Source organism: Escherichia sp. MOD1-EC6300, from assembly GCF_002965045.1.
GTDB lineage: Bacteria > Pseudomonadota > Gammaproteobacteria > Enterobacterales > Enterobacteriaceae > Escherichia > Escherichia coli_F.
Genome location: NZ_PTRH01000018.1, coordinates 61,137 through 83,251 on the forward strand (window position 1 = coordinate 61,137; position 22,115 = coordinate 83,251).

At 51.0% G+C, this 22,115-nt stretch carries 16 protein-coding genes and 1 pseudogene; 11 read left to right on the forward strand and 6 right to left on the reverse strand.

The window, feature by feature from the left end; genetic code table 11:
- Positions 1-208: 208 nt before the first annotated feature.
- From BGE37_RS21105 to BGE37_RS21115, 3 genes are read left to right on the forward strand one after another with little or no spacing between them, the layout of a single operon-like run.
- The gene (locus BGE37_RS21105) at positions 209-928 is read left to right on the forward strand and encodes a (Fe-S)-binding protein (protein ID WP_001102123.1); all 720 of its coding nucleotides are present in this window, start codon (positions 209-211) and stop codon (positions 926-928) included.
- A 10-nt stretch (positions 929-938) separates the two neighbouring features.
- Positions 939-2,366, forward strand: a complete 1,428-nt coding sequence (locus BGE37_RS21110) for a LutB/LldF family L-lactate oxidation iron-sulfur protein (protein ID WP_000023919.1) — start codon at positions 939-941, stop codon at positions 2,364-2,366.
- Entirely contained in the window at positions 2,359-3,054 is a 696-nt protein-coding gene (locus BGE37_RS21115; RefSeq protein WP_032183351.1) for a LutC/YkgG family protein, read from the forward strand. Before BGE37_RS21110 ends, BGE37_RS21115 begins: the two co-directional genes overlap by 8 nt.
- Before the next feature lie 318 nt (positions 3,055-3,372).
- Here BGE37_RS21115 and BGE37_RS21130 read toward each other — a convergent pair.
- The 4 genes and pseudogenes from BGE37_RS21130 to betI all read right to left on the reverse strand — a co-directional run.
- Positions 3,373-3,627, reverse strand: a pseudogene (locus BGE37_RS21130) (hypothetical protein); the annotation flags it as partial.
- Between the two features lie 207 nt (positions 3,628-3,834).
- Positions 3,835-5,523, reverse strand: a complete 1,689-nt coding sequence (gene betA / locus BGE37_RS21135; protein WP_032183353.1) for a choline dehydrogenase — start codon at positions 5,521-5,523, stop codon at positions 3,835-3,837.
- A gap of 13 nt (positions 5,524-5,536) precedes the next feature.
- Entirely contained in the window at positions 5,537-7,009 is a 1,473-nt protein-coding gene (gene betB, locus BGE37_RS21140) for a betaine-aldehyde dehydrogenase (protein WP_105288409.1), read from the reverse strand.
- Between the two features lie 13 nt (positions 7,010-7,022).
- Entirely contained in the window at positions 7,023-7,610 is a 588-nt protein-coding gene (gene betI, locus BGE37_RS21145; protein ID WP_001355152.1) for a transcriptional regulator BetI, read from the reverse strand.
- A gap of 128 nt (positions 7,611-7,738) precedes the next feature.
- Between betI and betT the strand changes: the two genes are divergently transcribed.
- The 3 genes from betT to BGE37_RS21165 all read left to right on the forward strand — a co-directional run bounded on the left by betT (position 7,739) and on the right by BGE37_RS21165 (position 15,558).
- The gene (gene betT / locus BGE37_RS21155) at positions 7,739-9,772 is read left to right on the forward strand and encodes a choline BCCT transporter BetT (RefSeq protein ID WP_105288410.1); all 2,034 of its coding nucleotides are present in this window, start codon (positions 7,739-7,741) and stop codon (positions 9,770-9,772) included.
- Positions 9,773-10,344: 572 nt separating this feature from the next.
- Complete coding sequence (gene ehaA / locus BGE37_RS21160; RefSeq protein WP_105288411.1) at positions 10,345-14,328, forward strand: autotransporter adhesin EhaA; 3,984 nt, start codon at positions 10,345-10,347, stop codon at positions 14,326-14,328.
- Positions 14,329-14,469: 141 nt separating this feature from the next.
- On the forward strand, positions 14,470-15,558 hold the full coding sequence (locus BGE37_RS21165) for an EAL domain-containing protein (RefSeq protein ID WP_000146382.1): 1,089 nt from the start codon (positions 14,470-14,472) through the stop codon (positions 15,556-15,558).
- 41 nt (positions 15,559-15,599) lie between these two features.
- Here the strand turns inward: BGE37_RS21165 and BGE37_RS21170 are convergent, their stop codons facing one another.
- Positions 15,600-16,532: a LysR substrate-binding domain-containing protein gene (locus BGE37_RS21170; protein ID WP_032183360.1), complete on the reverse strand. Its 933-nt coding sequence runs from the start codon at positions 16,530-16,532 to the stop codon at positions 15,600-15,602.
- Positions 16,533-16,623: 91 nt separating this feature from the next.
- Positions 16,624-17,121 carry a DUF1097 domain-containing protein gene (locus BGE37_RS21175; RefSeq protein WP_039021042.1) on the reverse strand — a complete coding sequence of 166 codons (498 nt, stop codon included), beginning with the start codon at positions 17,119-17,121 and terminating at the stop codon, positions 16,624-16,626.
- Positions 17,122-17,378: 257 nt separating this feature from the next.
- On the opposite strand from BGE37_RS21175, the gene BGE37_RS21185 reads away from it, so the two are divergent.
- From BGE37_RS21185 to BGE37_RS25345, 5 genes are all read left to right on the forward strand, one after another.
- On the forward strand, positions 17,379-17,984 hold the full coding sequence (locus BGE37_RS21185; protein WP_105288413.1) for an ankyrin repeat domain-containing protein: 606 nt from the start codon (positions 17,379-17,381) through the stop codon (positions 17,982-17,984).
- A gap of 39 nt (positions 17,985-18,023) precedes the next feature.
- Positions 18,024-18,887: a DUF2877 domain-containing protein gene (locus BGE37_RS21190; protein ID WP_105288414.1), complete on the forward strand. Its 864-nt coding sequence runs from the start codon at positions 18,024-18,026 to the stop codon at positions 18,885-18,887.
- On the forward strand, positions 18,877-20,424 hold the full coding sequence (gene fdrA / locus BGE37_RS21195; RefSeq protein ID WP_105288415.1) for an acyl-CoA synthetase FdrA: 1,548 nt from the start codon (positions 18,877-18,879) through the stop codon (positions 20,422-20,424). Before BGE37_RS21190 ends, fdrA begins: the two co-directional genes overlap by 11 nt.
- On the forward strand, positions 20,424-21,842 hold the full coding sequence (locus tag BGE37_RS21200; RefSeq protein WP_105288416.1) for a DUF1116 domain-containing protein: 1,419 nt from the start codon (positions 20,424-20,426) through the stop codon (positions 21,840-21,842). The genes fdrA and BGE37_RS21200 overlap by 1 nt, the downstream gene beginning before the upstream one ends.
- A gap of 25 nt (positions 21,843-21,867) precedes the next feature.
- Positions 21,868-22,115, forward strand: a 248-nt coding sequence (locus tag BGE37_RS25345) for a protein YahH (RefSeq protein ID WP_157944754.1), incomplete at its 3' end; no start/stop codon positions are given.

Consider the following 22,115-nt stretch of genomic DNA (forward strand, 5'->3'; position numbering starts at 1 on the left):
GATTTCCCTATAAAATGTGAGCGATGCCGAAAGAAATAAAATTAGTTATTGCATTTGAAGTTTGGATGAAAGATTATCATTTGTCATACAAATGAGGGGTGGTATGTTGCTAGCCAATTAAAAAAGAACGCCATATTTATTGATGATTGATCCCCAGGTGGGGGGAAGCATCGGGCATAAATGGGCATGAAGTAATGGAGTATTAGTTGTGAATGTCAATTTCTTTGTCACCTGTATTGGTGACGCCCTGAAATCAAGAATGGCACGAGACTCCGTGCTGCTACTGGAAAAACTCGGCTGTCGCGTAAATTTCCCGGAGAAACAGGGATGCTGCGGTCAGCCTGCGATCAATAGTGGTTATATCAAAGAAGCGATTCCAGGGATGAAAAATCTGATCGCCGCACTGGAGGATAACGACGATCCCATTATTTCACCGGCTGGCTCCTGTACCTATGCCGTAAAAAGTTACCCAACGTATCTGGCGGATGAGCCTGAATGGGCATCACGTGCCGAAAAGGTTGCCGCGCGTATGCAGGATCTCACCTCTTTTATTGTTAATACATTAGGGGTAGTCGATGTAGGTGCCAGTTTGCAAGGGAGAGCGGTGTATCACCCATCTTGTAGCCTGGCCCGTAAGCTGGGGGTGAAGGACGAGCCACTTACGCTGCTGAAAAATGTGCGTGGACTGGAGCTGTTGACCTTTGCTGAACAGGATACCTGCTGCGGATTTGGCGGCACGTTCTCGGTCAAAATGGCCGAAATATCCGGCGAGATGGTGAAAGAAAAGGTTGCGCACCTGATGGAAGTCCGCCCTGAGTATTTAATTGGTGCTGACGTGAGTTGCCTGCTGAACATCAGTGGACGATTACAACGGGAAGGGCAGAAAGTCAAAGTGATGCATATTGCTGAAGTGCTGATGAGCCGCTGAGGATATAAAGATGTCGATCAAAACCAGTAATACAGATTTTAAGACACGCATCCGTCAGCAAATTGAAGATCCGATCATGCGCAAAGCGGTGGCAAACGCGCAGCAGCGTATTGGGGCAAATCGGCAAAAAATGGTCGATGAATTAGGGCACTGGGAGGAGTGGCGCGACCGGGCCGCCCAGATACGTGATCATGTTCTGAGTAATCTCGACGCTTATCTGTACCAGCTCTCTGAAAAAGTGACGCAAAACGGCGGTCACGTCTATTTTGCAAAAACCAAAGAAGACGCCACCCGCTACATTTTACAGGTCGCCCAACGCAAAAATGCCCGGAAGGTGGTGAAATCTAAATCGATGGTGACCGAAGAGATTGGTGTCAATCATGTGTTGCAGGATGCTGGTATTCAGGTGATTGAAACCGATCTGGGTGAATACATTCTCCAGCTGGATCAAGATCCGCCCTCTCATGTTGTGGTCCCGGCAATTCATAAAGATCGCCATCAGATCCGTCGAGTGCTACACGAACGTCTGGGTTATGAGGGGCCGGAAACGCCTGAAGCGATGACCTTATTCATTCGGCAAAAAATCCGCGAAGATTTCCTCAGTGCTGAAATAGGTATTACCGGCTGTAATTTCGCGGTGGCAGAGACCGGTTCGGTATGCCTGGTGACCAATGAAGGTAATGCGCGAATGTGTACCACGCTGCCTAAAACGCATATTGCAGTGATGGGAATGGAGCGTATTGCCCCCACGTTTGCCGAGGTAGATGTATTGATCACCATGCTGGCGCGCAGTGCCGTTGGTGCACGTTTGACGGGATACAACACCTGGCTGACAGGACCGCGCGAAGCGGGGCACGTTGATGGTCCTGAAGAGTTTCATCTGGTTATTGTCGATAACGGGCGTTCTGAGGTGCTGGCTTCTGAATTTCGGGATGTGCTGCGCTGTATTCGCTGCGGGGCTTGTATGAATACTTGTCCGGCATATCGCCATATTGGCGGTCATGGATATGGCTCTATTTATCCAGGGCCAATTGGTGCGGTGATTTCCCCGTTACTTGGCGGCTATAAAGATTTTAAAGATTTACCCTACGCCTGCTCTTTATGCACAGCTTGTGACAGCGTGTGTCCGGTGCGTATTCCGCTGTCAAAACTGATTTTGCGTCATCGTCGGGTGATGGCTGAAAAAGGGATCACCGCAAAAGCAGAGCAACGGGCGATAAAAATGTTCGCTTATGCCAATAGTCATCCAGGATTGTGGAAAGTCGGGATGATGGCTGGTGCTCATGCGGCAAGCTGGTTTATCAATGGCGGCAAAACACCACTCAAATTTGGCGCGATTAGCGACTGGATGGAAGCACGCGATCTTCCTGAAGCTGACGGAGAGAGTTTCCGTAGTTGGTTTAAGAAACATCAGGCGCAGGAGAAAAAGAATGGATAATCGGAGCGAATTTTTGAATAACGTTGCTCAGGCACTGGGTCGCCCGCAGCGACTTGAACCGCAAGCAGAAGATGCGCCGCTTAACAACTATGCTAACGAGCGGCTTACCGAACTTAACCAACAGCAGCGCTGTGACGCGTTTATCCAGTTTGCCAGCGATGTTATGTTGACGCGCTGTGAACTGACCAGCGAGGCGCAGGCCGCAGAAGCTGCAATATGTCTGTGTAAAGAGCTGGGAGAGCAGTCGGTCGTGATTAGCGGTGACACGAGGCTGGAGGAATTGGGGATTAGCGAACGTTTGCAGCAGGAATGCAATGCCGTTGTTTGGGATCCGGCGAAAGGTATTGAGAACATATCACAAGCAGAGCAGGCTAAAGTGGGCGTCGTATATGCTGAATATGGTTTAACCGAATCGGGTGGCGTGGTTCTTTTTTCCGCCGCCGGGCGCGGGCGTTCATTGAGCCTGCTCCCGGAATCTTCTCTTTTTATCCTGCGTAAAAGCACAATCCTGCCGCGTGTAGCGCAACTCGCAGAAAAATTGCATCAGAAAGCGCAGGCCGGTGAACGAATGCCGTCATGTATTAACATCATCAGTGGTCCTAGTTCAACGGCGGACATTGAGCTTATCAAAGTCGTCGGGGTTCATGGTCCGGTGAAAGCGGTGTATCTGATTATTGAGGATTGCTGAGAGAGATATGAAGTCTGGACATAAACCTGAAGGCGGTATACGAGGTTGTGAATAGCGTTAAGGACAACCTGACTTAACCCCGTTCCGTCATGGTTATGCTGCTCTTCTGTAAATATCCTGACATTAATAATGCCAGGATATTTACAGTGAAAAAGACAGGAATCCATTCCTGAAGACGGGCTCCCTTCCCGGTCATTGTCACTTCAGCTTTATACAGGCACTCTCTATCAGAATGCTGTTTATTACTGCCCAGAGTTTTGTTTGTATTCATCTACCATTTTTTTGACAAGGCAATTTTTAGCATTAGTACTGGTCTAAAAAACTCGTAATTCGCTGAATAACATCTTCAGTCATTGTGGTCTGACAGGCAAAGTTATTATTGCTATCACAGCTTACAAGTATGCCTGATGTTGTGTGGTTTATTTTTAGGCTGTAACTCAGCTTTATATTGTCTTTATTGATGTACAGAAATAATAGCACCATTGTCATACAAACAGCTATAATAAACAGAATAACACGAATCTTTTTCTTCAGATAAAATAAAATTTCAATCAGATCGATATCCTGTTTGATTTGTCACTCATAATATATCCAGAAAATGAAATCTGTCGCAGATAAGCTTGAATTAATAGTCTGTATCAGGAATATTCTGGTAAAAACATCAGCAAAAAACCAGCATCATGAATACTGGATATGAAGCATGAGAGTTACCTATGTTTTTTATATAAGGATTCGGTCCTTATCGTAGAACGGTAACTCTCAATCTTGTAAGTTCCTGCGTTAGTTCAAATCGCGATTCAGTTTTTTCGCTCTTACTGGCATCCCATTCGCCACAAAATACGCCGCCAGACTTCTGGGCAACGCTTCTCGTCCGCGAATCATATCCGCCATTTTCTCGCCAATCATAATGGTCGTGGCGTTCAGATTGCCGGTGATGATCTGCGGCATAATTGACGCATCGACTACGCGTAATCCTTCCAGCCCGTGCACGCGGCCTTCGCCATCCACAACGGACATCTCGTCGTACCCCATTTTGCACGTACCGCATGGGTGGAAGGCGGTTTCGGCGTGATTACGCACAAACTCATCGAGCTGCTCATCTGTCTGGCATTCCGCGCCGGGGCTGATTTCGCGGCCACGGTATTGATCCAGCGCCGGTTGATGCATGATCTCGCGGGTGATGCGAATCGCGTCGCGGAACTCCTGCCAGTCCTGTTCGTGCGACATGTAGTTAAACAAAATCGCCGGATGCTGGTGCGGGTCGCGGGATTTAATCCGCACATGCCCACGGCTTGGCGAGCGCATTGAGCCAACGTGGCACTGGAAACCGTGCTCTTTCACCGCATTCGAGCCGTTGTAGTTAATCGCTACCGGCAGGAAGTGGTATTGAATGTTCGGCCACGCAAATTCCTCACGGCTGCGGATAAATCCACCTGCTTCAAAGTGGTTGCTGGCACCCACGCCGGTGCCGCCAAACAGCCACTCCGCACCGATTTTCGGCTGATTCCACCACTGCAGGGCAGGGTAGAGGGAAACCGGTTCTTTGCACTCATATTGCAGATACATCTCCAGGTGATCCTGAAGATTTTCGCCGACGCCAGGTAATTCATGCACCAGCGGAATATCAAACTCCGCCAGCAGTCCAGCGTTGCCGACGCCGGAGCGTTGCAGGATCTGCGGTGAAGCAATCGCGCCTGCACATAACAGCACTTCTTTATTCGCCGCCGAGCGGGTCGGAATGGTGCTGTCGCCTTCCAGCCACTCGACGCCCACCGCGCGTTTGCCGTCAAAAATGATGTGATCGGTCATAGCGTGAGTACGAATCGTCAGGTTAGGGCGCGATTTGGCCTGATCGAGATAACCGCGCGCGGTACTGGCGCGACGGCCCTGCGGCGTGACGGTGCGATCCATCGGGCCAAAACCTTCCTGCTGATAGCCGTTGAGATCGTCCGTGCGCGGGTAGCCCGCCTGCACGCCCGCTTCAATCATCGCTTCAAACAGCGGATTGACGCCGGGTTTGGAGGTGGTGACGCTCACCGGGCCATCACCGCCGTGGTAGTCGTTCTCGCCCACATCGCGAGTCTCGGCCTTGCGATAGTAGGGCAGACAGTCGAGGTAGCTCCAGTTCTCCAGACCGGGTTCTTTCGCCCAGTTATCGAGATCCAGCGCGTTACCACGGATGTAACACATGCCGTTGATCAGTGATGATCCACCAAGCCCCTTACCGCGTCCGCACTCCATGCGACGGTTGTTCATAAACGGTTCCGGCTCGGTCTCATACGCCCAGTTATAGCGTTTACCCTGTAGCGGGAACGCCAGCGCAGCGGGCATTTGGGTACGGAAGTCAAAGCGATAGTCCGGGCCGCCCGCTTCAAGCAGCAGCACGGTAGTGTTCGGATCTTCAGTCAGACGTGTCGCGAGGACGTTGCCGGCAGAGCCGGCGCCAATAATGATGTAGTCAAATTGCAAATAAACCTCCTGGTTAGAATATGGACTGGAATTTAGCCATCTCAACCTGGATGGACTTCACCTGGGTATAACTCTGGAGCGTCATCACGCCGTTCTCGCGGCCAATGCCGGAGTGTTTGTAACCGCCAACGGGCATCTCCGCCGGGGATTCTCCCCAGGTGTTGATCCAGCAAATGCCGGCTTCCAGCTGATGAATGACGCGATGCGCGCGGTTCAGATCCGCCGTGACGATACCCGCCGCCAGACCGTAGTCGGTATCATTGGCGCGGCGAATCACTTCGTCTTCAGACTCATACGTGAGGAGCGACATCACCGGGCCGAAGATCTCTTCGCGCACGATAGTCATTTCGTCGCGGCAATCGGTGAACACGGTCGGTGCAACCCATGCGCCGTTATCGAAGCCATCACCCTTCAGCACATCGCCGCCGCAGAGCACGCGTGCGCCTTCCTCTTTACCTTTGGCGATATAGCGCAGCACGTTATCGCGATGCGGGAAGCTGACCAGCGGGCCAAAGTTGGTTTGCGGATCGAAAACGTCGCCCGCGCGAATGCGTTCAACGCGCGCCAGTATTTTCTGCTCAAACGCGGCTTTGCATTTCGCCGGAACGAAGACGCGGGTGCCATTGGTACACACCTGACCGGAGCTAAAGAAGTTCGCCATCATGGCGATATCGGCGGCGAGATCGAGGTCTGCATCGTCGAAAACGATCAGCGGCGATTTACCGCCCAGCTCCATGGTCACCTCTTTCAGGGAAGAGGCCGCCGCGTTAGCCATCACCTTTTTGCCGCTGGCGACGCCGCCGGTAAACGACACTTTGGCGATGCCCGGATGCTCGGTCAGATACTGCCCGGTTTCCGCACCTACGCCCGGCAACACGTTAAATACGCCGTCCGGCAGGCCCGCTTCGCTGTAGATTTCAGCCAGCTTTAACGCGGTAAGCGGGGTAACTTCGCTCGGTTTGAATATCATCGCGTTGCCTGCGGCCAGTGCCGGAGCGGATTTCCACAAAGCAATCTGAATCGGGTAGTTCCATGCGCCAATTCCGGCGACCACGCCCAGCGGTTCACTGCGGGTATAAACAAACGACGTCTCGCGTAGCGGGATCTGGCTGCCTTCCAGCGCCGGGATCAGCCCGGCGTAGTACTCCAGTACGTCCGCGCCGGTAACGATATCGACGGTTGAGGTTTCTGAATACGCCTTCCCGGTGTCGAGGGTTTCCAGTTTAGCGAGTTCGTCATTGCGTTCGCGCAGAATATCAACGGCCCGACGCAGAATGCGCGAGCGTTCCATGGCGGTCATCGCCGCCCAGATTTTTTGCCCCTGCTGGGCGCTCTTCACGGCGCGATCGACATCCTCACGCCCGGCGGCCTGCACGGTCGCCAGCACGTTACCGTTGGCCGGGTTAATGGTCTCGAAGGTGCGACCGCTGGTGGCGGAGGTATAACCACCATGTATATAAAGCTGCTGTTCTGCCATTCGGGACATCACGTCTCCTCGGTTAATCGGTGGGTAAATGCTGAGTGATAAAGTGGCGGGTGAGCGAGTGTGCGAGAGGTTTATCCAGCGGTTTACCGCTCAATGCCGCGCGCAGCCATAAACCGTCAATCAGCGCGGCCAGGCCATAACCTGCCTCCTGTGCCTCTTTGCGCGGTAACTCGCGGTGAAATTCGCTCACCAGATTCGACAACAAGCGGCGGCTGCTCACCTGCTGCAAACGGTAAAGCATCGGCTGATGCATACTGCTGGCCCAAAACGCCAGCCAGGCTTTCATCGCAGCATTACTGACCTGAGTCTCATCGAAATTTCCGTCAACAATCGCCTGTAATCGCTGCTCAGGGCTGCCATCCGGTAGCGCGTGTAAGCGGTTCAAGACCGCGTCACGCAGCTGGCTGGTGATATCACGCATGGTTGCTTCCAGCAGACCATTTTTATCTTTGAAATAGTGGCTAATGATCCCGGTGGAAACGCCCGCCCGGCGGGCAATCTGCGCGATCGTCGCATCGTGCATACCTACTTCATTTATTGCTTCCAGCGTGGCGTCGATCAGTTGTCTGCGCCGGATCGACTGCATCCCCAATTTGGGCATTTTTGCCACTCCATTCATCAGCGTTGTTAATCTATTAAAGCCGTTATTGATTGGACGTTCAATATAAAATGTGTCTTAATTGTTACTAATTTGATTTTAAATGGTAACAATAACAGTGGGGATACTGGATGACAGACCTTTCGCACAGCAGGGAAAAGGACAAAATCAATCCGGTGGTGTTTTACACCTCCGCCGGACTGATTTTGTTGTTTTCCCTGACAACGATCCTGTTTCGCGACTTCTCGGCCCTGTGGATTGGCCGCACGCTGGACTGGGTTTCTAAAACCTTCGGTTGGTACTATCTGCTGGCGGCAACGCTCTATATTGTCTTTGTGGTCTGCATCGCTTGTTCGCGTTTTGGTTCGGTGAAGCTCGGGCCTGAACAATCCAAACCGGAATTCAGTCTACTGAGCTGGGCGGCGATGCTGTTCGCTGCCGGGATTGGTATTGATCTGATGTTCTTCTCCGTTGCTGAGCCGGTCACGCAGTATATGCAGCCGCCGGAAGGCGCGGGACAGACAATTGAGGCCGCGCGTCAGGCGATGGTCTGGACGCTGTTTCACTACGGCTTAACCGGCTGGTCGATGTATGCGCTGATGGGCATGGCGCTTGGATACTTTAGCTATCGTTATAATTTACCGCTCACGATCCGCTCGGCGCTGTATCCTATTTTCGGCAAACGGATCAACGGGCCGATTGGTCACACGGTAGATATCGCGGCGGTAATCGGCACCATTTTCGGTATTGCGACCACGCTCGGTATTGGCGTGGTGCAGCTTAACTATGGCTTGAGCGTACTGTTTGATATTCCCGATTCGATGGCGGCGAAAGCGGCACTGATCGCCTTGTCGGTGATCATCGCAACGATCTCTGTCACCTCCGGTGTCGATAAGGGCATTCGCGTGTTATCGGAACTCAACGTTGCGCTGGCGCTGGGGTTGATCCTGTTCGTGCTGTTTATGGGCGACACCTCGTTCCTGCTTAATGCGCTGGTGCTGAACGTTGGCGACTATGTGAATCGCTTTATGGGAATGACGCTCAACAGTTTTGCCTTCGACCGTCCGGTTGAGTGGATGAATAACTGGACGCTCTTCTTCTGGGCATGGTGGGTGGCATGGTCGCCGTTTGTCGGCCTGTTCCTGGCGCGTATCTCGCGCGGGCGTACCATTCGCCAGTTCGTGCTGGGCACGTTGATTATTCCGTTTACCTTCACGCTGTTATGGCTCTCGGTATTCGGCAATAGCGCGCTGTATGAAATCATCCACGGCGGCGCGGCATTTGCCGAGGAAGCGATGGTCCATCCGGAGCGCGGCTTCTACAGCCTGCTGGCGCAATATCCGGCATTTACCTTTAGCGCCTCGGTTGCCACCATCACTGGCTTGCTGTTCTACGTAACTTCGGCGGATTCCGGGGCGCTGGTGCTGGGGAATTTCACCTCGCAGCTTAAAGATATCAACAGCGACGCGCCGGGCTGGCTGCGTGTCTTCTGGTCGGTTGCCATTGGTCTGCTGACGCTTGGCATGCTGATGACCAACGGGATATCCGCGCTGCAAAACACCACGGTAATCATGGGGCTGCCGTTCAGCTTTGTGATTTTCTTCGTGATGGCGGGATTGTATAAATCTCTGAAGGTAGAAGATTACCGCCGTGAAAGTGCCAACCGTGATACCGCGCCGCGACCGCTGGGGCTTCAGGATCGCCTGAGCTGGAAAAAACGTCTCTCGCGCCTGATGAATTATCCGGGCACGCGTTACACTAAACAGATGATGGAGACGGTCTGTTACCCGGCAATGGAAGAAGTGGCGCAGGAGCTGCGGTTGCGCGGCGCGTACGTGGAGCTAAAAAGCCTGCCGCCGGAAGAGGGACAACAGTTGGGGCATCTGGATTTGTTGGTGCATATGGGCGAAGAGCAAAACTTTGTCTATCAGATTTGGCCGCAGCAATATTCGGTGCCGGGCTTTACCTACCGCGCACGTAGCGGTAAATCGACCTACTACCGGCTGGAAACCTTCCTGTTAGAAGGCAGCCAGGGCAACGACCTGATGGACTACAGCAAAGAGCAGGTGATCACCGATATTCTCGATCAGTACGAGCGGCACCTAAACTTTATCCATCTCCATCGTGAAGCGCCGGGTAATAGCGTAATGTTCCCGGACGTGTGATTATTTTTGCATAAAACCGCGCCATGTCTGCATATGGCGCGGAAATCATTGACTCGCTGTAAAAAATTATGCATATATTATATATGATTGTCATGTCATATCCTGCAATTCCTCTTGTATCACTTCATGATTTTATATTTTATTAATTAACGATTTTATTTTGCATTAGCTGAATGGATTCAGTCCTATAGAGTTATATATTTATTAATAAGACGATTCTTATATTTTGATACCTAATAAGAGTTACCACTTTTACCGGCTGTATATTAAATGTATTCCTCCTGCTTTTGTTTATATTTTGAGTTGATTTGAGTTCCTGGATACATATAATGCGCATGTATTCGAGACTGGGTGGAATGTAATGATAAAGTTAATAGTGTTAACTTAAAATAAGTTTTCAGTAGTAACTTGCTATTTTATTACCCTCTGAACTACATACTCAGATATGTGGTTGTCAATGCTATGCAAAATTTTTGAATTTTTATATGCGATGAACAGTAACCGGAATGGCATTTAATGCGTTGCTGTTTATGCAATCTTAGTTTTATTTGGATGTATTGCTGGAGATTGTGATGAATAAAATATATCGGCTAAAGTGGAACAGGTCCCGTAACTGTTGGAGCGTCTGCTCGGAGCTGGGGAGCAGAGTAAAAGGAAAAAAGTCCCGGGCTGTTTTAATTAGCGCGATAAGTTTATATTCATCTCTGGCGTTCTCTGGTGATTTCATCGTGAACCAGGATAAGACTGTTGATTACGGCAAAACCGATCAGAACATCGATTACCGTATTACGGTGACTGATAATGCTAATCTGGTTATTAACGTAACAGACACCTCGCGTCCACGCTTTACGCTCAATTCTGGTGGTGGATTGGATATCACCGGAGGGAAAGTGTATATCAATGGTCAGCTTGACGTCCTGCTGAAAGGTACAGGTTTCCTGAACGTCTCCAATGCTGGTAGTGAGTTGTATGCAGATGATTTATATGACTCAAACTCCGGCTCCTGGCATGATCGCGGCTATTTTAACGTCTCCAATGGCGGCAAAATCCATGTTAAGGGCACCAGTCGTCTGACCTATTTGCAGGGAAATGTCAGTGGTGAAGGCAGCCAGGTAAATTCTGAAACCTTCTTTATGGGCGTTTACAGCAGTTACGGTGGTAATCAGTACCTGTCAGTTAATAACGGCGGTGAAGTTAATGCCAGTAAGCAAATTAGCCTGGGCTATTATAACCAAAACTCCGATACAACACTTGCCGTTTCAGAAGGCGGTAAAGTTTCTGCGCCGACTATTAGTTTAAGCACCAACTCTGAGTTGGCGTTAGGTGCCCAGGAAGGGAGTGATGCGAAAGCGGCAGGGATTATTGATGCCGAAAAAATTGAGTTTGTGTGGGCTTCGACATCAGATAAGAAAATCACTTTAAACCACACGGATAAAAACGCGACTATTTCCGCGGATATTGTCAGTGGCAGCGAGGGCCTGGGCTATATCAATGCGCTCAATGGTACAACTTACTTAACCGGGGATAACTCCGCCTTTAGCGGTAAAGTCAAAATTGAGAAAAACGGGGCTTTAGGGATCACCCAAAATATAGGTACAGCAGAAATCACCAACCGCGGGAAATTACACCTGAAGGCTGACGATAGCATGACCTTTGCCAATAAGATTTCCGGCAACGGTACAATAAGTATCGACAGTGGGACGGTGGAGTTGACCGGCAATAACTATGCATTCAGCGGATATATTGATGTCGCTTCCGATGCTGTCGCTGTTATTTCTGAAGATAAGAACATCGGCCGTGCAGAACTGGATGTTGATGGCAAACTGCAAATTAATGCCAACAAAGATTGGGTATTTGATAACGATCTTGAAGGTAAAGGCATTGTTGAAATAAACATGGGGAATCACGAATTCTCCTTCGATGAGTTTGCTTATACAGACTGGTTCCAGGGTTCACTGGCGTTCCAGAACACGACATTTAACCTGGAAAAAAATGCTGAGTTTCTGCAGAAAGGCGGGATCACTGCGGGTCAGGGAAGCCAGATAACAGTGGGTAAGGGCGCTCACTCCATTAGCACTCTGGGATTCTCGGGCGGAACCGTTGATTTTGGTGCCCTGGCCGCTGGCGCGCAGATGACAGAAGGGACGGTCAACGTTAGTAAAACGCTGGATTTGCGCGGCGAGGGTGTGATTCAGGTTACTGACAGTGACGTTGTACGCTCTGTTTCTCGTGATATTGACTCTGCGTTATCGCTCACTGAAGTCGATGATGGTAACAGCACCATTAAGCTGGTTGATGCACAGGGTGCGGAAGTTCTGGGGGATGCGGGTAATCTTCAACTACAGAATAAAAATGGGCAAATCCTCTCCAGCAGATCACAGCGTGATATTCAGCAGAATGGGCAAAAAGCGGCCGTCGGCACTTATGATTATCGCCTGACGAGTGGGGTAAACAATGACGGTCTGTATATCGGTTACGGCCTGACCCAGCTTGATTTGCAGGCTACCGACAGTGACGCCCTGGTGCTGAGTGCCAACGGTAAGAGCGAGAATGCCGCCGATCTCAGTGCAAAGGTTACCGGCAGTGGTGACCTGGCCTTCAGCAGCCAGAAAGGTCAGACCGTATCGCTTTCAAACAAAGACAATGACTATACCGGTGTTACCGATCTGCGTAGCGGGACGCTTTTGTTGAATAACGATAACGTGTTGGGTAATACCCATGAACTGCGTCTGGCGGCAGAGACTGAACTGGATATGAATGGTCACAGCCAGACCGTGGGTACGCTCAAGGCTAGCGCCGATTCGTTGCTGAACTTAAACGGCGGCACTCTGACGGTTGCCAACGGGGGGACTTCAAGCGGTTCGTTAAGCGGCGACGGGGAACTGAATATCCAGGGCGGCACGCTGGACATAGCGGGCGATAATAGCAACCTGACGGCGAATGTGAACATTGCTAGCTCGGCTAATGTCCTGGTTAGTCATGCGCAGGGAATGGGTAACGCAAACATTGAGAACAACGGCACCCTGGCGCTGAATAATAGCGCTGAAAAAAGAGCGGCTGCACCAGTGAATTACACCCTGGGTGGCAATCTGACCAACAACGGTACGCTGATGACCGGAATGTCAGGACAGCAAGCTGGCAACGTGTTGGTGGTGAAGGGGAACTACCACGGTAATAACGGTCAACTAGTAATGAATACGGTACTGAATGGCGATGACTCAGTAACCGATAAATTGGTTGTCGAGGGCGATACTAGCGGCACGACTGCCGTTACGGTGAATAACGCTGGCGGTACAGGTGCGAAAACCCTTAACGGTATCGAACTTATCCATGTAGACGGTAAGTCTGAGGGCGAATTTGTTCAGGCTGGGCGTATCGTTGCGGGGGCATATGACTACACTCTCGCGCGTGGACAGGGGGCAAATAGCGGTAACTGGTATCTGACCAGCGGCAGTGATTCTCCTGAACTGCAGCCGGAGCCCGACCCGATGCCGAATCCGGAGCCAAACCCGAATCCAGAGCCGAACCCTAACCCGACACCTACGCCGGGTCCGGATCTGAATGTGGATAATGACCTGCGACCGGAGGCGGGTAGCTACATTGCGAACCTTGCAGCAGCGAATACCATGTTCAACACGCGTCTGCATGAGCGTCTGGGTAATACGTACTATACCGACATGGTGACGGGTGAGCAGAAACAAACCACTATGTGGATGCGCCATGAAGGTGGTCATAATAAATGGCGTGATGGCAGCGGCCAGCTGAAAACCCAAAGCAATCGCTATGTTCTGCAACTGGGAGGCGATATCGCGCAGTGGAGCCAAAACGGCAGCGATCGCTGGCATGTTGGGGTCATGGCGGGATATGGCAACAGCGACAGCAAAACCATTTCCTCGCGAACTGGTTATCGTGCAAAAGCGAGTGTGAACGGATATAGCACAGGCCTCTATGCCACCTGGTATGCCGATGACGAGTCGCGTAATGGCGCGTATCTCGACAGTTGGGCGCAGTACAGTTGGTTTGATAACACAGTGAAAGGGGATGACTTACAAAGTGAATCCTATAAATCAAAAGGATTTACCGCTTCACTGGAAGCTGGATACAAACACAAATTAGCTGAATTTAATGGCAGCCAGGGAACGCGTAATGAATGGTATGTTCAGCCGCAAGCACAGGTTACCTGGATGGGAGTCAAAGCCGATAATCACCGCGAAAGCAACGGAACCCTCGTTCATAGCAACGGTGATGGCAATGTTCAAACCCGACTTGGCGTAAAAACCTGGCTGAAGAGCCACCATAAAATGGATGAGGGTAAATCCCGCGAGTTCCAGCCGTTTGTAGAAGTGAACTGGCTGCATAACAGTAAGGATTTCAGCACCAGCATGGATGGCGTCTCCGTCACTCAGGATGGCGCCCGAAATATTGCTGAGATAAAAACCGGGGTGGAAGGACAGCTAAATGCCAACCTGAATGTCTGGGGGAATGTGGGCGTTCAGGTTGCCGATAGAGGATATAATGACACCTCTGCAATGGTGGGCATTAAGTGGCAATTCTGATCTGAATAATGAGTAAAAGGAGAGAGAGCCGAACGGGAGATAATTCGGCTCTCTGTGTCATTTTCTTGCAGTCAGCTTTATCAGTTAGAGTGAAGACAAGCAGATTTAGCTGGCGCACAAGATTTCATCAAGGTGTGTTCAATGGCTTCGCATGATTTGAGTGTTTTTTTGGAAGAGTTCGGGGCAACGGTTAATTTGACCTTGCCTGGTATCGTGTCCGAAAAAGAACGGCTTTTACTCAAGCTGCTAATGGAGGGAATGTCGGTTACAGAAATATCACAATACAGAAATCGTAGCGCAAAGACAATTTCACATCAGAAGAAGCAGTTGTATGAAAAATTAGGCATCCAGAGTGATATTACTTTCTGGCGGGATATCTTTTTTCAATATCATCCGCAAGTCATCAGTGGCAAGGGAAATAAAAATAATTTTTATATTCCTGATAACCGTTGTCACCATATCGTCACGCCTGAAGCCATCAGTCTGGCGTTGGAAAATCACGAATTCAAACCGTGGATCCAGCCCGTTTTCTGCGCGCAGACAGGGGTACTGACGGGCTGTGAAGTGCTTGTTCGCTGGGAACATCCGCAAACGGGAATTATCCCACCGGATCAGTTTATTCCTCTGGCGGAGTCATCCGGTCTTATTGTCATAATGACTCGCCAGCTGATGAAACAGACTGCGGATATTCTGATGCCAGTAAAACATTTGCTGCCGGATAATTTCCATATTGGAATCAACGTCTCGGCAGGATGTTTTTTGGCCGCAGGATTTGAAAAAGAGTGTCTGAACCTGGTCAAGAAATTAGGTAACGATAAAATCAAGCTGGTTCTTGAGCTAACGGAACGCAACCCCATTCCGGTAACGCCAGAAGCCAGAGCGATATTTGACAGCCTTCATCAGCACAACATTACCTTTGCGCTGGATGACTTTGGTACGGGTTATGCGACCTATCGTTATCTGCAGGCGTTTCCGGTCGATTTTATTAAAATTGACAAGTCGTTTGTGCAAATGGCGAGTGTCGACGAAATTTCCGGTCATATTGTGGACAATATTGTCGAACTGGCGCGTAAGCCTGGTCTGAGTATCGTGGCGGAAGGGGTAGAAACCCAGGAGCAGGCGGATTTAATGATCGGCAAAGGCGTTCACTTTTTGCAGGGCTATTTGTACTCTCCGCCAGTACCGGGTAATAAATTTATCTCTGAATGGGTAATGAAAGCAGGTGGTTGATGTAAACCGCTATTCACAGCGCATCGGGAGGTTGGTAGATATCAATTCTCCCGATGCAGTAAATCCTGATAGATCCCTGTTAATATACCCTTTGGCGCAAACTGCTTTTTAATCCACTGCGTCACTTGACCGGTGGCAGAGTGTTGAGTTGCCAGTAACATGCGCGAATCCTGGCGCGGGTTATGAATTTGTCGGGTAACCAGTAGCGCTTGCGCCATCGCCTCGCGGACCATGTAATCCGGCAAAAAACCAATTCCTTCGCCTAAAATCTGGCACTGACATTTGGTGTTGAAATCTGGCACCAGAATCGACTCCTGCCCATGCAGCAACCAGCCCACTTTTTTATTAATCGTATGCGCGGTGTCTTCCACCATGATATTAGGATAGAGACGCAGTTGGCTTTCGGCGATGGGTTCCGGCACAAAGGCTAACGGGTGATCCGGGGCGATAGCAAAAGCCCAGCGAATCGCGCCAATCTCCGTGTAATCAATGCCGCCGCCGTCCAGCAGCGTGTCGGGTGCGCCGATAGCGATATTCGCCTGATTATTAATAATCGCATCCCAGACGCCATTATACACTTCGGTGGTGACGGTAATCTGGCAGGTTGGAAACTGCTTTTTCAGTACCTGTAATAAGCGTGCGGTGTGTTTGGGCGTATAAAGCAGCTGATTAATACAAATACGCACACGCGCTTCTATGCCCTGCGAAATAGTATCGATGCTGCGTTTGATGGCGTGAAAATCATTCAGCAGGTCGGTAGCTTTGCGGAAAAAATAACGCCCGGACTCCGTTAACTCAATGCTGCGGGTACTGCGAGTGAACAGCACCACATCCAGCCCTGTTTCCATTCGCTTGATGGTGTAGCTAATGGCGGAAGTGGTTAAACCCAACTCTTCTGCGGCTTTACTGAAGCTGCCAAAACGCGCAGCGGTAGTAAATGCCAACAGATTCTCTTCGGTAAAAATTGAGTTCATTAAACCATTCCCGCCATTATCTACTATGAATTTCTCCAGCTATGACTGTAGAGGTATCGGTTAAAGATAGATAATCATTTTTGAATAACTTTTAATACCCGTCGCGTTTAGTCGTCGCTTCGCTTAATTTTTGTCCGCCATATTCTGAAATTATCCCCACGCAGTTACCCGCCAGAAAACCCAGTAATGTCACCGTCCAGTTCATCCCGCTGGCAAAAAATAGCGTCATGCCGAGAAAGCCTCCGGGAATAAAAGACAGTAAACCGAAACGTCCTTGCCAGACCACCACCGCCGAGAAGGGTACAGTCATAATCACGCTCGCCCAGAAGCCGGAAATCCCACTCACCGAGGCCAGCCAACCGGCAGCCAGCGCGGCGAAAAACGCCCACACCATCCCGGAATAATTAACCGCCAGGCTTCTGATAAACCCCGATTTACCGCCGCCTGCGGCATAAAAACTGCAAAAGGCGACAAAGCCAATGGTTCCTAATAATTCCCATCCCTGAGAAAGCCCAACATGTGAAGACACTAACTGCCAAAGCCCTGCACAAATACCGACGGTGACACCCGTTGCCGTGAGTCCGTTCATCTTGTTCCCCTCTGGTTAGACATGGACGAAAGCTACTCTTACATGTGCAGACTATAGAGAAATAAAACCTGATTGAGTGGAAGGGTATCGGGTCAAAGAAACAAATATTGCACTACCGCACACTGCGAAAAGATTGTTGAACATCATTCAACAAAAAGGCGAAATACGGCGAATTAAATTTAAGCGGGTTCTTTTATCAGATTATCGTTGCTATTCTCAATTCATCGAAAACAGCCACAAAAACCAGGGGAATGTTAATGAGTATAAAAAATCTACCTGCCGACTATTTATTGGCTGCGCAACAGGGTGATATCGATAAAGTAAAAGCCTGCCTTGCTCTGGGTGTCGATATTAATACCTGCGATCGCCAGGGGAAAACGGCAATTACGCTGGCAAGTTTATATCAGCAATATGCTTGCGTTCAGGCGTTAATTGATGCCGGTGCGGATATTAATAAACAAGACCAGACCTGTTTAAATCCTTTTTTAATGAGCTGCCTGACCGGCGATTTAACCCTGTTACGGATTATTTTACCGGCTAAACCAGACCTTAATTGTGTAACCCGTTTCGGCGGTGTCGGCCTGACGCCTGCCTGTGAAAAAGGCCATTTAAGTATTGTAAAAGAGCTTTTGGCGCATACGGAGATTAACGTTAACCAGACCAACCATGTTGGCTGGACGCCGCTACTGGAAGCAATTGTGCTTAATGATGGCGGGATAAAACAGCAGGCGATTGTCCAGTTATTGCTGGAACACGGTGCCAGCCCGCACATGACGGATAAATATGGTAAAACGCCGCTGGAACTGGCACGGGAACGGGGCTTTGAAGAGATTGCTCAGTTGCTGATTGCCGCAGGCGCATAAACCGGGAGGTTTGCTATCAACACACCAGAAAGACGGTGTGTGTGGGCGCTAACTGCGGATGCAGATTTTCTGGTACAGCGGGGGCAAGGACAGGTTGAACAGGTCTTTGCCAGAGCGGTAAATATCGCACTCCCGGTTCGCCAGCAGTTGCTAACGCTGCTTTGTGAAGAGTACGACAATGCGCCAAACAGTTGTCGGTTGGCACTCACTCACTTTGATGGTCTGTTCCGTCATGGTGATAAGGTTCAGTTTGATGATCAAGGTATTACGGTTGGTCAACATCTTCATATAGAGATGAGTCATTGCCAGCGTTGGCTGTCCCCAGCTTTGCAAATGACCGCTGAAAATTTTCACCTTATCGCCTGGCAACAGTGGCACGACATTATTCATCAGCACCTGGGGGAAAATGAAACCCTGTTTAATTATCGCGGCGATAATCCGTTTTATCAGGCGTTAAATAAAGAATTACATATTAAACGACGGGCAGTTATTCAGGCCGTAAACGATAAACAAAATATCGCCTCAGCGGTCGTCAGTATGATGGGGTTAGGGATTGGCCTTACGCCATCAGCCGACGATTATTTAACAGGTCTGGCGCTTATTTTATTTGTTCCTGGGCATCCGGCGGAAAAATACAAAGAGGAATTTTATCTCGGTCTGCAACACGGCAGAAATAATACCACGTTATTAAGTGCCATAACGCTGGAAGCCGCATTACAACAACGCTGCCGGGAAAATATTCATCGTTTTATTCATAACATTATTTATGACATACCTGGGAACGCAACTCAGGCAATAGAAAAAATTAAACATATTGGCTCCAGTTCCGGCTGCGACATGCTGTATGGCATGGCCGATGGTTGTGCGCTGAGCCAAACCTACGGAGGGAATTATGTCAGTTAAAATAGTCATTAAACCGAATACCTATTTTGATTCTGTCTCGCTGATGTCTATCTCCACGCGTGCAAATAAACTCGACGGCGTCGAGCAGGCATTTGTGGCGATGGCGACAGAAATGAACAAAGGCGTGCTGAAGAATTTAGGGCTGCTGACGCCGGAGCTGGAGCAGGCGAAAAACGGCGACCTGATGATTGTCATCAACGGCAAAGCGGGCGCAGACAACGAGCAGTTGCTGGTGGAGATTGAAGAACTGTTCAACAGCAAAGCGCAAAGCGGCTCGCACGAGGCGCGTTATGCCACGATTGCCAGCGCCAAAAAGCATATCCCGGAAAATAACCTGGCAGTGATTTCGGTCAACGGTCTGTTTGCCGCTCGCGAAGCACGTCAGGCGCTGCAAAACGATCTTAACGTGATGCTGTTTTCCGATAATGTCTCAGTTGAAGATGAACTGGCGCTCAAGCAACTGGCCCACGAAAAAGGGCTGCTGATGATGGGGCCAGACTGCGGCACGGCGATTATCAACGGCGCGGCGCTCTGCTTTGGTAACGCTGTGCGTCGCGGCAACATCGGTATTGTTGGCGCATCCGGCACCGGTAGCCAGGAGCTGAGCGTCCGCATTCATGAATTTGGTGGCGGCATTTCGCAACTGATTGGCACCGGCGGGCGCGACCTGAGCGAGAAAATCGGCGGCCTGATGATGCTCGACGCCATCGGGATGCTGGAAAACGATCCGCAAACTGAAATCATTGTACTTATCTCCAAACCGCCTGCGCCTGCGGTGGCCCGCAAAGTGCTGGAACGCGCACGCGCCTGCCGCAAGCCGGTGGTGGTCTGCTTCCTCGGCCGTGGCGAAACACCAGTGGATGAGCAGGGGCTACAGTTTGCCCGCGGCAGTAAAGAGGCGGCATTGAAAGCGGTGATGCTCTCCGGCGTGAAACAGGAACATCTCGAGCTGCATACGCTGAACCAGCCGTTGATTGCTGACGTGCGCGCTCGCCTGCAACCGCAGCAGAAATACATTCGAGGACTGTTCTGCGGCGGTACGCTGTGTGACGAAACCATGTTCGCGGTGATGGAAAAACATGGCGATGTCTACAGCAACATTCAGCCCGATCCGGAATTCCGCCTGCAAGATATCAACCGCAGCATCAAACACACCTTCCTCGACTTTGGCGATGACGACTTCACCAACGGCAAGCCGCATCCAATGATTGACCCCACCAACCGCATCAGCCGGTTGATCGAAGAAGCGCGCGATCCAGAAGTGGCGGTGATCGTGATGGATTTTGTGCTCGGATTTGGATCGCATGAAGATCCGGTCGGTTCCACCATCGAGGCGATCAAAGAAGCGAAAGCGATCGCTGCCGCCGAAGGCCGCGAGTTGATCATTCTCGCCTATGTGCTGGGTACCGATCTCGATACGCCATCGTTAGCACAACAAAGCCAGATGCTGCTTGATGCCGGGGTGATTCTGGCCAGCAGCAGCACCAATACCGGATTGCTGGCGCGTGAATTTATTTGCAAAGGGGAGGAAGCCTGATGAGCCAGTCACTGTTTAGCCAACCGTTGAACGTTATTAATGTCGGCATCGCTATGTTTAGCGATGATCTGAAAAAGCAGCATGTAGAAGTAACCCAACTCGACTGGACGCCGCCGGGGCAGGGCAATATGCAGGTGGTGCAGGCACTGGACAACATTGCCGATTCGCCGCTGGCAGACAAAATCGCCGCCGCTAACCAGCAGGCGCTGGAACGCATTATCCAGTCGCATCCGGTGCTGATTGGTTTTGATCAGGCGATTAACGTGGTGCCAGGCATGACGGTGAAAACCATTCTTCACGCCGGGCCGCCAGTGACCTGGGAAAAAATGTGCGGCGCGATGAAAGGCGCGGTCACCGGGGCGCTGGTGTTCGAAGGGCTGGCGAAAGATCTTGACGAGGCGGCTGAACTGGCGGCTTCCGGGGAGATCACTTTCTCGCCGTGCCACGAGCATGACTGCGTGGGTTCGATGGCGGGTGTTACCTCTGCCTCGATGTTTATGCACATCGTGAAAAACAAAACCTTCGGCAACATCGCTTACACCAATATGAGCGAGCAGATGGCGAAGATTTTGCGTATGGGTGCCAACGATCAGAGCGTGATTGACCGCCTCAACTGGATGCGCGATGTGCAGGGGCCAATGCTGCGTGACGCGATGAAAATTCTCGGTGAGATTGATCTGCGCTTGATGCTGGCGCAGGCGCTGCATATGGGCGATGAATGCCATAACCGCAATAACGCCGGGACGACGCTGCTGATTCAGGCGCTGACGCCGGGGATTATTCAGGCGGGTTATTCCGTCGAGCAACAGCGCGAAGTGTTTGAGTTTGTCGCCAGCAGCGACTACTTCTCCGGCCCGACGTGGATGGCGATGTGTAAAGCGGCGATGGATGCGGCGCACGGCATCGAATACAGCACCGTGGTGACCACGATGGCGCGTAATGGTGTCGAGTTCGGCCTGCGAGTCAGCGGCCTGCCGGGGCAGTGGTTTACCGGCCCGGCGCAACAGGTCATCGGCCCGATGTTTGCCGGTTATAAGCCGGAAGATTCGGGGCTGGATATTGGCGACAGCGCCATCACCGAAACCTACGGCATTGGTGGATTTGCTATGGCGACCGCGCCTGCAATCGTCGCGCTGGTGGGCGGTACGGTGGAAGAGGCTATCGATTTCTCCCGTCAGATGTGCGAAATCACTCTCGGCGAAAACCCCAACGTGACCATTCCGCTGCTCGGTTTTATGGGTGTGCCGACGGCAATCGACATCACCCGCGTGGGTAGCAGTGGCATTCTGCCGGTGATCAACACCGCCATTGCCCATAAAGATGCAGGCGTCGGCATGATTGGCGCGGGCATTGTGCATCCACCATTCGCCTGCTTCGAGAAAGCCATTCTTGGCTGGTGCGAACGTTACGGCGTCTGACTGACATGTTCATGCCGGATGTGGCGTGAACGCCTTATCCGGCCTACGAGTGGCGCGAGAATCTGTAGGCCTGATAAGCGTAGCGCATCAGGCATTTGTCACCATTGCCGGATGCGGCGTGAACGCCTTATCCGGCCTACGAGTGGCGCAAGAATCTGTAGGCCTGATAAGCGTAGCGCATCAGGCATTTGTCACGATTGCCGGATGCGGCGTGGACGCCTTATCCGGCCTACGAATGGCACAAGAATCTGTAGGCCTGATAAGCGTAGCGCA